This is a genomic window from Streptomyces sp. NPDC056061, from assembly GCF_042266885.1.
Taxonomy (GTDB): Bacteria; Actinomycetota; Actinomycetes; order Streptomycetales; family Streptomycetaceae; genus Streptomyces.
The window spans coordinates 49,297-62,063 of sequence record NZ_JBHJWQ010000027.1 but is presented as its reverse complement, the minus strand read 5'-3'; the positions used below and the strand labels follow the sequence as shown (position 1 = coordinate 62,063).

Genomic DNA, 12,767 nt, shown 5'->3' with positions numbered 1-12,767 from the left:
GAACGCGACGTCGACCACGCCCTCGCCTACCCCGAGCCGCCCGCCTCCCCGCTCTGGCACCAACACGGCGCGCAGGCCCGGCCGCTGACCGACGCGGAGAAGAAGCGCAACCGCGAGCTCCTGGTGCTCGCGCAGCACACCCCCCGACCCCGTTCCCCTCGCACCACCGAAACCCTGGCGGAGGCCAGCTGGTGGACACCACGCACTGCGCCGTCGACGGCTGGGTCGACGCGATACCCGTCCCCGGCCCGCGCGGCACCGTCGCCTTCGACCTGGTCGTCCGGCCCGCCGACATCGACGCGCTCGCCGACGACGCCCCCGACACGATCGTCACCTGCACCAGCGGCGACCCCCGGATCACCCACGAGCTGCTGCACGGCATACAGCCCGGTGACCTGCTGCGCGCGACCGGCACCCTGGTCCAGCCGCCGGCGCCCGGCGAGCCCGCCCGGCTCACCGTCGACGCCCTGGAGGTCCTGGACACCGCGCTGGTCCCGGTCCTGCGGGAGATGGTGCCCGACAGGTACGGCGACTACGTCGTCATCTTCGACGCCGACACCGACGCCGTGCCCGTCTTCACCGCCCACGGGACGTGGGTCGGCCCGGCGGACAACCCCGACGCCATCGCCACCCTCATCGACATCCACGAGCGCGTGAACGGCGGCGATGCCTGATGGCCACCACCGAACAGCCCCGAACCGTCCTGGAGCGGTTCCCCGCCGGAGGGCCCCGCGGCTCCTGGCCGGCCGAAGAGTTCGCCGCCGCCCAGCGCGCCCGGGGCACCACGGACGCCCGGGTCGTGATGGACCTCGGCAGCGACCAGTTCCTCGTCATCACCGACACAACCCACTGAGAGGCGCACATGACCGACACCGAGACGCCCGAGGCCATCCGCTACACCGCCGACGTGGTGGCCCTCACGCCCGGCGGCGACGTCCTGCTGATCGAACGCGACTGGCCGCCGTACGAGGGCGCCTGGGCCCTGCCCGGCGGGCACGTGGACGCCGACGAGACCAGCCGCGCCGCCGCCGCCCGCGAACTGGAGGAGGAGACCGGCGTCTGGGTGGCCGCCGACGACCTGCGCCAGATCGGCGTGTGGGACTCCCCCGGGCGCGACCCGCGCGGCCGGTACGTCACCGTCGCCTACGCGGCCGCCGTCCCCGAGGACACCCGGATCACCGCCGGAGACGACGCCCGCACCGCCCGCTGGTGGCCCCTGGCCAACCTGCCGGAGCACCTGGCGTTCGACCACGCCGACATCCTCCGCGCGGCCACGACCCCCACCTCCTGAAAGACCACCACGAAACGCCGGAGCGCCGCCCCGACCTTCCCGGCCGGGGCGGCGCTCCGGCGTCTCCGCCCGACTTCGAGCCTGGAGGCTCCATGACGACCGACGCGTTCATCGACTCCTTCGGCGCCCGCTGGCAGGACCCGCCGCCGCCCAGCCACCGCGCCGCCGTCCTCGGCATCAACCTCACCAACAGCCTGCTGAACCCGCCCGACGACCCGGCCCTCGCCGACATCTCCGCCCGCCAGACCGGACAGGACGCGGGCGTACGCGACTACGTCCTCAACACCCCCGGCGCGGCCCGCATCATCAACGACGCCGTGCACGAACTCACCGCCCTGCACGCCGCTGCGCACGGCCGCCCCGTCCAGCTCCTGGTCAACTGCTGGTACGGACGCCATCGCGCACCCGCGATCGCCGACGCCATCGGCCGCCGGATGCAGGAGGCCGGCGCCCAGGTGCAGGTCACCCACCACCACATCAACCGGCCGCCGGTCCCCCGCAAGTACCCGCGCCCCGACTGCCCGTTCTGCCGGATCATCCACGACGGAGCCCCGGCCACGATCGTCCACGAGTGGAGCGACGCCCTCGCGATCGTGCCCCGCAGCGGCGGCTGCACCGACGGCCACCTTCTGGTCCTGCCCCGCGGCCACGTCGCCGACTTCACGACCGACCCCGTCGTCTCCGCCACCGTGCAGCTGCGCGCCGCCGAACTCGCCGCGCAGATCGGCGGCCAGTGGAACTACCTCACCTCCTGCGGCCCGGACGCCACGCAGACCGTGTTCCACCTCCACGGCCACCTCGTACCCCGCACCGCCGGCGACGGCCTCGCCCTGCCCTGGACCCACCCCGCCCGCGAACAGGAGCCCGCCCGATGAAGCGCCCCTTCTTCCGCCGCTGCGGACATGCCCCCAGCGCCCTCTCCCTCGAGGACAAGGCCATCGTCGACCAGTTCCGCGCGATGCTCACCGCCCTGCGCAACCCCGAGCTCTGGACCCCCGGCAGTGCCCTGGACATCGCCGTGCGCGTCGGACCTTTCATCGAGCGGGCGCACACCCGGCCCGGCGACGACCACGGCCCCGACATGATCGCCGTCGCCCTGGTCCACCCCGACACCCCGCACGCCGCAGCCCACCGCCACGGCCGCCAGCCCGGCTACACCGAACGCGGCTGGCTCCGCTGCCAGACCAACGCGATCCTCGGTGTCTGGCAGCCCGGCTACACGATGCTCACCCACGCCGCCGCCGGCCTGCCCCTGCCCGACAACATCGGCATGGAACCCGCGCACTACGCCCTCTACATCGAGGCCCGCCGGCGCGACGACAGCCTCGACGGCTACACCCTGCTGCGCCTCGGCCCGTACACCCAGACCCGACACGCCCAGCAGGACTACGACCGGCTCACCACCGCACTGGACGGGCGAGAGACCACCCTCGTGCCCGGGCACCGCGTCTCCACGCGGTACGCGCCGCTCGACGTCAGCGACCACCACCTGTTCACCGACCCGTACGAGGCCGACGCCATGGCGCTCCTGGACGCAGCCATCGCGGGGGTGAACGTGTGATCGCCCCGGCCCTCGAGCAAGTGCCTGGCCCCGCCCACCCTCTGGCACCGCCACCCCCCCGGCAGCGTCTGCATCGAGCGGCAGGGCCCGCAGTCGGCCAACCGCACGGTGCCCGAGGCCACGGTCATCAAGCAGCGCCAGGTCATGGTCGACTCGCACCGCACCCTCAAGGCGGAGGGCTTCCCCGAGATCGTCTTCTCCGACAGCCCCTACCGGCTGCTGCCGTTCCTGGAGCGCCTGAGCGGGGCCCGGCAGGCCGACCTCGGGCTGGACGGCGGCGACGGTCTCGGTGACCTGAACCTCGTGGCCCGGATGTTCGGCGAGGAGATCGTGCCGCTGTGGCGGTGGAAGCCCAACTCGGACATCGCCGGCGGCGACCGCGTCGCAGAGATCCGCGCCACGGCCGGCGCCGAGCTTCCGGTCCGCTGGCTGCTGGCCGAATGGCCCGCCGGCCAGGACGAGCCCGTGGGTTCAGCACCTGCCGGCGGTGAGCCTGCGCGACCTGCTGGCGGAGGCGGCGCGGCGGGCGAGGGGCTCGGCCGGTCACGCGGCGGGCTGACCTGCAAGATCCACGTTGCTGCGGAAGGCCACTGCCGCCCGCTGGTCCTGCTCATCACGCCGGGACAACGAGCGGACTGCACCCAGTTCGAGCCGGTCATGGAAAAGATCTCCGCCAACTGGTAACCAACCTCACCCTTGCCAGCGTCGTTCGTACCGACGAAGAGAAGAGCGCGTCAACGAATCCCGTCACGGCTCCCGACAACGTCATCCGGCTTCACCCACCCACCACCTGAGAGCCCACCCACACAGGGCCGCCCCGGTCGATTGAACACCGGGGCGGCCCTCGCGCCGAGGGTGGGGCTGCCGAGGCCGTCGGCTCGCTGGTCCGCGTTGCTCAGGCGCCCGGTTGTCCGGTCAACGTGAGCGGGCGTACCGCCGGTTCGAGCAGCGACAACGTCCGCTGCTGCGCGTCGAGAGCAACACGGATCCCGACGGGCATCGGCAGATTCGGGCCGGCGTGTCCGAACTCGACGTTGCCCAGGACCGGGATGTCACGGTCGCCGAGGACATCGAGGACGATCTCGCGCAGGGTCGGGGACGCGTCGGGCGAGTCGAGTCCGTCGATCCCGTCCGGAATGCCCACGACCATGCCGGAGATCCGATCGAGGATGCCGGCGTGCCGCAATACCTGCAGATAGCTCCACACATACGCTGCCAGGCCTCCCGCCTCCTCCCAGAACAGAACCGCGCCGTCGAACCATTCGAGCGGCAGCGCGTAGGGCGTCGCCTGGTTCAGCACGATGCGGTTGATCACTCCGCCGATCAGCCGGCCTTCGGTGCGACCGGCACGCCAGCACTCCCACGTCGGGGTGGCCGGCAGTGCGCCGATCGGCTCGGTACCGGTCAGCAGCGTCGAGTAGAGCTTCTCGAGTTCCGCTTGGCGTGCCACAGTCGCGCGCTGCCAGTGTCCGCCGAGTCCAGGGGTGGCCAGGTCGGTATGGAAGCCAACCAGACCTGTGCGCGCGTAGAGCACCAGATGCAGCAGCGAGATGTCGCTGAAGCCGAGGATGGGCTTGGGGTCGGCAGTGATCGCCTCGAAGTCGATCAGATCGAGGTATCCGAGCGCTGTCTGGCCGCCGTCATGCGCGATGATCGCGCGCACCTCGGGATCCCGCAGAAGAGCGTTGAGCTCTTCGGCGATCTCCGTCGGCCGAGCCGCGCTCCACCAACGGTGCCGCCCTCCTACAAGGAGCGGTGCCCGACGCACCCGGAATCCCATCCGCTCGAGCACGACCACCGCCTGCTCGAGGTCGGGCTCGTACACGGCATGGAGCGGCCCAGACAGCGATGCGATAGCGACGAGATCTCCGGGCCTCAGGGCACGAGGTCGAAGCGGTTGAGGCAGTGCAGTAAGGGTCACCGAGGGAGTATCCCGACTCCCTCAGCACCACGCGACGCATTTACCAACCGACCGACGGGCCAGCATGCCTTGCCTACATGCCCCGGTCCTGGGCCCAGAGCAAGCTGCCTTCCGGGGGTCAAACCGGGATGGCCTCGGCCTGTTCCCGGACATCAAGTCAGGTCTGAACAGAAGAACTTGACAGGGAACTGCGCGGAGCTCTGGAACGCGGCGCGCCCCGGCGAGCAGCGGTTTGTCTCCGACCCGCCCAAGGGCGGCGGGACGACCGACCACGCCTGACCTCTACCTCCAGCTGGAGGCCCCCATGAGCAGCACCCAGCCCGACGTCGACCGCGCCCTCGCCTATCCGGAGCCGCCGGCCTCGCCGCTCTGGTACCGGGACGGCCCGCCGGTCCGGCCCCTCACCCCCAAGCAGCAGCGCCGCAACCGCGAGCTGCTCGTTCTGGCGCAGCGCTCCCCCGACCCCGCTCCCCCCGCTCCACCAAGACCCTGGCGGAGGCCAGCTGATGAACCTCCAGACGCACCTGGCCATAGACGGCTACGTCGACGCGATCCCGGCCCCCGGCACCGGCTGGGGCACCGCCCGCTTTGACCTCATCCACTCCCCCGCCGACACAGACCGGATCGCCCCCAACACCCCCGGACACCGTGTACGCCTGTACCACCGGAGACCCGCGCATCGCCGACGTGCTCCTGCGCGAGATCCGCACCGGCGACCTCCTGCGCATCACCGGCATCCTCGTCTAGCCCGACGACCCCGAGGCCCCGGCCCACATCACTGTCGATGGCCTGGAGGTCCTCGAGGCCGCCCCGGCCCTCACGCCCTACGACCTCCTGCTGGAGCGGTTCGGGGACTACGTCGTCGTGTTCGACGCCGACCGCGACCAGGTCCCGGTCTTCACCGCGTCCGGCCGCTGGGTCGGCGAGGCCGCCAGCCCCGACGCCATCGGCGCCCTGATCGACGATTTCGAGAACGGCGGCCCGCGATGACGACCGCCGCACTCGCGCAGCGCACCGTCCTCGAACGGTTCCCCGCCGGCCACTCCCGCGGCTCCTGGCCCGCCAACGAATACGCCGCCGCTCAGTGCGCCCAGGGCACCGACGCCCGCGTCGTGATGGACCTCGGCAGCGACGAGTTCCTGGTGATCACCGACACCGCCTCCCGCTGCGAGGCGCACATGACCGACACTGAGACGCCCGAGGCCATCCGCTACACCGCCGACGTGGTGACTCTGACGCCCGGCGGCGACGCCCTGCTGATCGAGCGCGAGTCACCTATCGGAATCAGGACTGTCGGGCTGGCGCCGCGACCTCGTTCTTCGACGCGATCGGGGGGCGTTCGTGGCGCAGGTCAGAGAGTGGGACTGGGCCAGGGGACGTCGGTTTCGACGGCGGCGGTGTAGTCGATGCCGGGGACGGAAAAGCCGTAGAGGCGGCGGACTTCGTCGCTGAACCAGTCGAGGTCGGCGAGTTCGGTGATGGTGTCGCTGGTGGCGGTGGACCAGCGTTCGGCGACGGCGTTCTGCACGGCGGGCTCGAGTTCCCAGGTGTCGAGGCGGACCCGGCCCTCGTCGTCGAGGTCGAGGGGCCGGGCGCCGGTCAGCTGGTCCCACAGCTCCACCAACTGACCGATCGGGGCCACCATGGCGTCGCCGAGAACGCCGCGCAGCAACCCGACGTACAGGGCGATGCCGGGGATGGCGGTGGAGGACTGGGTGACGGCAGCGGCGTTGACCGAGGTCACGGCCCGGCCGCCCAGGGCCTTGCCGAGGCGTTCGTCCAACGTGCGCGCGGTGGCTTCCAGATGGGACTTTGCGGCGCCGATGGTGCCCTGCCGGTAGATCGCCGCGGTGAGTGGCGAGCCGATGTAGGACAGGGCGGCCGTGGTGAAGCCGTCGGCGAGCAGGGACCGGTCGGCCAGGAAGGTGACCCACCGTTCCCAGTCGGTGCCGCCCATCACCGCCACGGTCTGCTCGATGTCGTCACCCTCGGCCGGCGCGGTGGTGACCTCCTTCACCTCCGGGGCGCCCTGCTCGTCGAAGACAAGGGTCTTGGTGGTGTACGGCGAACCGACCGGCTTGAGGACCGAGGCGTACACATCGCCGGTGTCCGGGTCGGTGCGGCGAGGCGCGGCCACTGAGTAGATCAGGAAGTCGAGTCGTCCCCCGAACCGCTCGGCGATCAGGTCGGCGACCTGCTCCTTTGTTGCGTCGCTGAATGCGTCGCCAGTGAGGAAGACCATGTCCCGCCCGTGCTGTTGGGCGAGTCGGGCGGTGGCGGCAGTGCGATACCAGCCGGCCGTGCCGGTGCGGCGCGCTGGCGCCTTCTCGAAGCACACTCCAATTCCACGGATCCCGGCCCGGGCCAGACCCGCGATCGTCGCGGCCAGGCCGTACCCGGCGGATGAACCGATGATCAGCGCCACCGGCCCTTCACCGCCTGCGGTGACCGGGGCGGGGACAGCCTGCCACATCTCGTCCACCAGCTGTCGGCAGCCGCCAGGATGGGAATCGAGAAACAGGAAGCCCCGGCTCTTGGGCGCAATGACGCGTTCACTCACGGTGTGGTGTCCCAGCTGTCGTCACGGACGAGGACGCGGCGGCCGTCTCGGCCACCGCGTCCTGCCAGTCTGCGGCCGTAGTAGAAGCACGGGTGATCTTGACCGACACAATGATGTCCAGCTGGACTTGGAGGGTTTCCACCAGCTCCGTTGGGGCCAACTTGCGGCCTCAACCCATCGCATAGGAGAGGGCTGCCCTGCCGAACGGAGGATCCGAGGCTGTCCTGTCTCAGTCGACCTGAGGCATCATGGCCGGCCTGGCCAGGGGTGCCTCAGATTTGTTGAGACGTCGCTGTCCGAGTCGTCTCAATCAATCTGAGGCAACGGTGAGCGGTCGGGTCGAGCAAGATCGAGGCTGAAGTGGGGCAGTGGGTGGGCGGTTCAGGCTGCGGATGCGTTTTCGGGGGCTTGGAAGTGTGCCTTCCGCGCGTTCTGGTGATGTTGCGCCCAGCGGACAGCGAGTGGTGCTGCCAGGCCCGTGAGCGCGAACATGCCCCCCACGACATACCACCCAGGGCGGCCCCAGGCGATGCAGAGCCAGATGAGTAGCCCTGGCCCGAGGGCCTCCGCCAGTCCGGCGCCGAGGCCGAACACGCCCAGGTACTGGCCGGTGGCGTGCTGTGGAGCGAGGGCGAAGGACACCTCGAAGCCTGCAGCGGAGTGCCATAGCTCACCGATTGTGTGGATCACCACTGCGGTGATGAGCAGCGTTGCGGCCGCCCACGCTGGTATCCCTCCGGACATCGAGATCATCGAGCATGCGATGAGGAAGGCGATGCCTGCTCGACGGTAGGCGTTTCCGCCGGCTGCGGGGGAATCGATGTTGCGGCTGGCTCTCACCTGGAATGCGACGACGATGACCGTGCCGGTGAGCATGGTGCCCGAGATGAGCCAGTGTGGGGCGGTGGTGGCGCTGACGATCCAGAGCGGGATGGCGACGGTGAGCACCTTGAACTGGATGGCCATGATGCCGTCGAGGGCGGTGAGCAGCAGGTAGGGGCGGTCTTGCAGGGCGATCCAGCGAGGGCCGCCGGTGGTGGGGAGGGGCGTGACCGGTGGGAGGAACACCAGGAGTGCCGCGGAGACGACGAAGGCGATCGCATTTCCGATGACCAGGAGCTGGTAGGCGGTGAGGGTGCCCACCTGAACGACCCACCCTGCCCCCACGGCGCCAAGAGAGATGCCGACGTTGGTCACCGCGCGGAGATAGGCACGGAACTCCTGCGGCCGGTCTCCGCCGTGGTGCCTGATGAGCGGGGAGCGGGCGGCTATTCCGGCTGCCTTCGCCCCGGCGGCTGCGCAGACCACGAGGACGAACGGCCAGAAGCTGTCCGCTAGCACGAAGCAGGCCGTGGCCAGAGCCTGGATGATCAGGGTGGTCGCATAGACGCCGCGGGCTCCGTGTCTGTCCGCGAGGTGGCCAACGGCGATCCCCAGGGCCAGCGACACGAATCCCGCGATCCCGAGTCCGAGGCCCACCTGGCTCGCAGGCAGGTGGGCGGCCTGGGTGAAGTAGAGAACGCCTGCGGTCAGGTAAAGGCCGCTGCCGATGGTGTAGACGAAGTTCGACGCGGCTAAGACGCGTTGAGGTCCGGTATTCGGCAGCAGTTGGGGCACGACTGGCTCCGCATCCAGGTCAGGGGTAAGGGCCCGACCAGCTTGTTGCACATTACTTGCAATAGCAAGAGGGGTGCGGCTATGTCTGGATGCCTGGTCAGAGCTTGTCCGGCTGCAGCGTGCACTCCCGCGTCAGTAACGAGGGAAGGTCAGAGGGCAGGTGCGGAAATCCTTCGCCGGCTGTTTGGTGGCGCTGCAGGTTGTCTCGCTGTGAAGGATCAGTGTGAGTGTGTCCTACCTTGTGTAATGCAGGGCGAATTTGTAGTGATTGAGACGATCTCGGACCCACTTGATGAGGGGGTCGTCGATGCCGTCGGATTCATCGCCTCCGAGGATGCCCTGGGCGCTCACTTCGCGGAGGAATGCGGCAAGGCATCCGTCCCGCAGGGCGGTTCGTTCCCAGTGGTCGGAGGCGCGTAGCCCGGAAAGGGCGAGGATCTCCGGATGGAAGCCGACGGCGAGTGCAATGTCGTCGGGCACGGGTTCCCCGGAAGGGGAAGCCAAGACGGCCATGCGCCGGGCGATCGCTTCCTCCGGGAGCCCGCTCCCCTGCGACTCATGCAGAAGGAGCGGGCTGTCTGTGTGCTTGTGGAGGGTGGCCGGGAAAGTAGTCACAGCCATTCGGCGCGTGTGTTATTCCGCAGCGGATAGGGCCGAGCTGCGGTGCTGGGCCATCTTGTTCAGCGTGTCCACGAGGATCAGGAATTGTGCATCATCCATGCGGGCGTTGAGGAACTCGGCGGCCTGGATGGCGTTGTCGTACGGGAATTTGACACCCCTGACCACCGGCTGCGGAGCTTCAGAGCCAGCCCGCTCCTCACGAGGAACAGGGACCCCGTCCGAAGGGGCCTCCCCCAGAGCCTTGCCACTGGCATCTCCAGCCGCAGAAGGAGAGGCGTTGTTGTCCGCGGACAACAACGCGGGAGAGCCGGCCGTCGCGGACGGCGCCTCCGCGGTCACATTCGCAGACGGGCCTTCGCTGGCGGAAGGATTGTTGTCCGCGGACAACAAGTCGCGGCCGGCACTCGCGGCAGTGGGAGATTCTGGTGCCACATCCGTAGCGGCCTCAGGGCTGGAGGCAAGTTTGTTGTCCGCGGACAACAAACCAGAGGAACCAGCTTTCGCCAATGCCTCGCGGCCAGCGGCCAGCAGACGCTGCTCCTCCGCCTTCTGCTGTTCCAAGACATCCTTGGTGTCTGCGAGGCTGGCGAGCAGCTGCGCCGCGTCCTGGCCCGGGTTCTCTTTGAGGCGTCGGGCCAAGGAACGTCCGTCTCGTTCTGAAACCTCGCCTGCGCTGAGCATCGCCTGGATCTCTGTCGGCAAGGTCAGCAGGGCCAGCTGGTTGGTGACCCAGGACCGGTCCTTGTTGAGCCGCTTGGCGGCCCGACTCCGCGCTCCGCGTTCGCCGCCGTCTTCTGCGCAGACGCTGACGAGCTGATTGACGCCTCGGGCTCGCTCGATGACATCGAAGTCCTCGCGGTCGAGGTTCTCCGCCAGGAGGTGATCGACGAAGTCCTCCCGGGTCGCGGCCAGATCGTCTCGGACCACGAAGTCGAGCCTGTCCAGACCGACATGGGCGGCGCTACGGAATCGGCGTTCGCCGTTCACGAGTACGTAGAGCGCGTCTGTCCCGATCGTGCTCTCGTGCGTGGGCCACAGCTTCAGGTAGGCGTCACGGGTGACAGCCACGCACGCGGCGAGCTGTGCGTCGCGCAGTTCCTCGCCGAAGAGTGTCTTCTCCTCGTCAGAGCCGAAGTTGCGACGTGGGTTGAGCGGAGTGGGCGCTACCTGATCGAGGGGGAGCCGGACCAGCTCGTACGCCGGAATCGCCCCCTCGGTCAGTGCCTTCGCTCTTCCGCGTGCACTGCGGCTGCGTGTACGTCCGAACGAGGAACTCTCGCCGACCTTGTCCGCGATGCTCATCCCTGAATCCTCCTGGCGATCGACCGCAGGACGTTCGCCTGCTCACAGTCTGGCTCATAAGCCAGCAACGGCTCCTTGCGGCGAACCGCCTCCCGCTGCTCCTTGAGCTCTGGAACGATGCCGAGGACCGGCTCTTCCATGCTCTGCCATGACTGGAGTGACGAGGTAGCGATGAAGCCGTTGCGTGCGTCGTAGAGGTTGACGACGAAGCCCAGAGTGGCGATCTCCACCTTCAGGTCTTCACACAGATCGTCCATCTGGTCCGCGAGCATGTCGTACGCGTCGCCGGAGGTGTCCTCGGCCTGTACCGGGATCACGATGCCGGACTGTCCGGGCTCCTCGCCCTCACGGGTGCGTCCGTAGTACAGCGCGGTATCCATCGTGTAGCCCAGGCTCGGAGGACAGTCGACGACAATGAAGTCGAAATCCTGTTCCAGATCGGCCAGCACGCGCTCGAGCGCGGTCTCTTTGATCCGGACAGCGCGGGTGGTAGCAAGCTTCGCGTCCAGCAAGAACGCGTCCTTGCACGCGGGGAGCAGCCACAACTGGTCTTCGAAGTCACCACCCTTTATCGCGACGAGCAGCGCCTGGAGATCACCCTCAGCGTCGGCCAGCATGTGCTTGGCCAGGCTGGCCGCACCGATGTCGAGCATCTCGTATCCGAGCTGTCGGGTGAGGTGTCCCTGCGGGTCGAAGTCGATGAGCAGAGTGCGCTTGCCGGTTTCCGCCAGTGCCTGAGCGACGCCTGCCGACACTGAGGTCTTGCCCACGCCGCCCTTCTGGTTACCGAACACCAGGCGTCGTGCGCCGGTCGTCCGCGGGGGAGCCGGGCGAGGGGAGGGATGGGCGTCGAGCCAGCACCGGATCGACTGGGCCATCCCCTGGTTGTAGGAAATTTTGCGGGACTTGCAGGCGCCCTTCAGCTTCTCGTACAACCCGGTCGGCAGGTACGTCGAGAACGAGGCGCCGCCACTGGTATCGACGACCGGATGGTCCTTCAGACCCATCCACGCGGTGACACCTCCGGTCACCGCGTCTTGGATGTCGACATCCAACTCGGCCGCTCGCACCTTGAGTTCGCGACGAAGAGGTGACGGCAGCTTGGCAACTACCTTTTCACGATCTTCAGGGCTATATGGCACAGTCATGGCGCTACCTTAGTACCGTCCATGGGCTACGAAAGATTTCTCGGCCCCGTGTCGCCCCCCGCCCGAGTCATGGCCGACATTCCCGGTGCCGAGCCGGCGAGCCAGCACCGTAGCCACGCCCCACCCCATAAACGGGCCGATCAACTCAAGCCGAGGGACGCGTCATGCCGCTCACGCCAGATGCTGGCGTACACGTATGGGAAATGGCGCACAGACCCCGGCCGCTCTCCTCGGGTGACCTGGCCCTCCCCTGGTTCACCGATCTCAACGTCCAGCGTTGGTGTCTTTTCAGCTGTGCCCAAGCCCCCGGTGCCGCAGCCGCGCCGCGGGGGCCGGTGCGCGTGGCGCGCGACGGCCGCCAGGAGCCGACTCTACGATCCGCGCGTGGGACAGACCCTGGCACAGAAGACGGCACGCGGGCAGCCGCCGGAGAAGCGGCCCGGCAAGGCACAGCGCGAGGCGATCAAGCTGCCCCCCGACGAGCAGCGAGCGAAGGTAGACGCACGGGCAAAAACCGCAGAGGTATGAGCCGCTATCAAGCGCCAGCTATCACGCCGTGATAACCCGCCCAACGACGAGGCATCGCCCAGCACACGACAGAACGAGAGAGTCCCCTGGCACGACGCCAACGCCGTCGCGGACCTCATCCTGCAGAAGATGAGCCCCGACCAACAGAAAACCCTCCTGAACCGACTCTTTGCCGCACACTGATCGGAAACCCCAGCAACCTGATCCCAAGAAACCCC

15 protein-coding genes and 1 pseudogene are annotated in these 12,767 nt (G+C 68.7%); 9 read left to right on the top strand and 7 right to left on the bottom strand.

All coding sequences use genetic code 11. The features are described from left to right. The first annotated feature begins 191 nt into the window (after positions 1 to 191). The 6 genes and pseudogenes from ACFC79_RS30055 to ACFC79_RS30030 all read left to right on the top strand — a co-directional run. On the top strand, positions 192 to 674 hold the full coding sequence (locus ACFC79_RS30055; RefSeq protein WP_376246497.1) for a hypothetical protein: 483 nt from the start codon (positions 192 to 194) through the stop codon (positions 672 to 674). Then, positions 674 to 853, top strand: coding sequence for a hypothetical protein (locus ACFC79_RS30050; RefSeq protein WP_376246494.1), 180 nt, complete (start codon positions 674 to 676; stop codon positions 851 to 853). Before ACFC79_RS30055 ends, ACFC79_RS30050 begins: the two co-directional genes overlap by 1 nt. Before the next feature lie 9 nt (positions 854 to 862). Beyond that, positions 863 to 1,291 carry an NUDIX domain-containing protein gene (locus ACFC79_RS30045; RefSeq protein ID WP_376246491.1) on the top strand — a complete coding sequence of 143 codons (429 nt, stop codon included), beginning with the start codon at positions 863 to 865 and terminating at the stop codon, positions 1,289 to 1,291. A 92-nt stretch (positions 1,292 to 1,383) separates the two neighbouring features. Further along, a complete protein-coding gene (locus tag ACFC79_RS30040) occupies positions 1,384 to 2,166 on the top strand; it encodes an HIT family protein (RefSeq protein WP_376246488.1) in 783 nt (260 codons plus the stop codon). Continuing rightward, positions 2,163 to 2,852, top strand: a complete 690-nt coding sequence (locus ACFC79_RS30035) for a hypothetical protein (protein ID WP_376246486.1) — start codon at positions 2,163 to 2,165, stop codon at positions 2,850 to 2,852. Before ACFC79_RS30040 ends, ACFC79_RS30035 begins: the two co-directional genes overlap by 4 nt. A 528-nt stretch (positions 2,853 to 3,380) precedes the next feature. Further along, positions 3,381 to 3,521: pseudogene (locus ACFC79_RS30030) on the top strand (IS5/IS1182 family transposase); the annotation flags it as partial. A gap of 226 nt (positions 3,522 to 3,747) precedes the next feature. On the opposite strand, the gene ACFC79_RS30025 reads toward ACFC79_RS30030, so the two are convergent. Continuing rightward, a complete protein-coding gene (locus tag ACFC79_RS30025) occupies positions 3,748 to 4,773 on the bottom strand; it encodes an LD-carboxypeptidase (protein WP_376246483.1) in 1,026 nt (341 codons plus the stop codon). Between the two features lie 864 nt (positions 4,774 to 5,637). Between ACFC79_RS30025 and ACFC79_RS30020 the strand changes: the two genes are divergently transcribed. Both ACFC79_RS30020 and ACFC79_RS30015 read left to right on the top strand, forming a co-directional pair. Then, positions 5,638 to 5,763: a hypothetical protein gene (locus ACFC79_RS30020; RefSeq protein WP_376246482.1), complete on the top strand. Its 126-nt coding sequence runs from the start codon at positions 5,638 to 5,640 to the stop codon at positions 5,761 to 5,763. Further along, the gene (locus ACFC79_RS30015; RefSeq protein ID WP_376246636.1) at positions 5,760 to 6,176 is read left to right on the top strand and encodes a hypothetical protein; all 417 of its coding nucleotides are present in this window, start codon (positions 5,760 to 5,762) and stop codon (positions 6,174 to 6,176) included. The genes ACFC79_RS30020 and ACFC79_RS30015 overlap by 4 nt, the downstream gene beginning before the upstream one ends. Here ACFC79_RS30015 and fabV read toward each other — a convergent pair. The 6 genes from fabV to ACFC79_RS29985 all read right to left on the bottom strand — a co-directional run bounded on the left by fabV (position 6,125) and on the right by ACFC79_RS29985 (position 12,021). Beyond that, on the bottom strand, positions 6,125 to 7,333 hold the full coding sequence (gene fabV / locus ACFC79_RS30010) for an enoyl-[acyl-carrier-protein] reductase FabV (protein ID WP_376246479.1): 1,209 nt from the start codon (positions 7,331 to 7,333) through the stop codon (positions 6,125 to 6,127). The genes ACFC79_RS30015 and fabV overlap by 52 nt on opposite strands. Next, entirely contained in the window at positions 7,326 to 7,475 is a 150-nt protein-coding gene (locus ACFC79_RS30005; protein WP_376246476.1) for a hypothetical protein, read from the bottom strand. Before ACFC79_RS30005 ends, fabV begins: the two co-directional genes overlap by 8 nt. A 239-nt stretch (positions 7,476 to 7,714) precedes the next feature. Next, complete coding sequence (locus ACFC79_RS30000) at positions 7,715 to 8,950, bottom strand: MFS transporter (protein WP_376246473.1); 1,236 nt, start codon at positions 8,948 to 8,950, stop codon at positions 7,715 to 7,717. Positions 8,951 to 9,184: 234 nt separating this feature from the next. After that, entirely contained in the window at positions 9,185 to 9,430 is a 246-nt protein-coding gene (locus ACFC79_RS29995) for a hypothetical protein (protein WP_376246470.1), read from the bottom strand. 153 nt (positions 9,431 to 9,583) lie between these two features. After that, positions 9,584 to 10,873, bottom strand: coding sequence for a ParB/RepB/Spo0J family partition protein (locus ACFC79_RS29990; RefSeq protein WP_376246467.1), 1,290 nt, complete (start codon positions 10,871 to 10,873; stop codon positions 9,584 to 9,586). After that, positions 10,870 to 12,021: a ParA family protein gene (locus ACFC79_RS29985; RefSeq protein ID WP_376246464.1), complete on the bottom strand. Its 1,152-nt coding sequence runs from the start codon at positions 12,019 to 12,021 to the stop codon at positions 10,870 to 10,872. Before ACFC79_RS29985 ends, ACFC79_RS29990 begins: the two co-directional genes overlap by 4 nt. A 384-nt stretch (positions 12,022 to 12,405) precedes the next feature. On the opposite strand from ACFC79_RS29985, the gene ACFC79_RS29980 reads away from it, so the two are divergent. Further along, entirely contained in the window at positions 12,406 to 12,549 is a 144-nt protein-coding gene (locus ACFC79_RS29980) for a hypothetical protein (protein ID WP_376246461.1), read from the top strand. Positions 12,550 to 12,767: the final 218 nt, after the last annotated feature.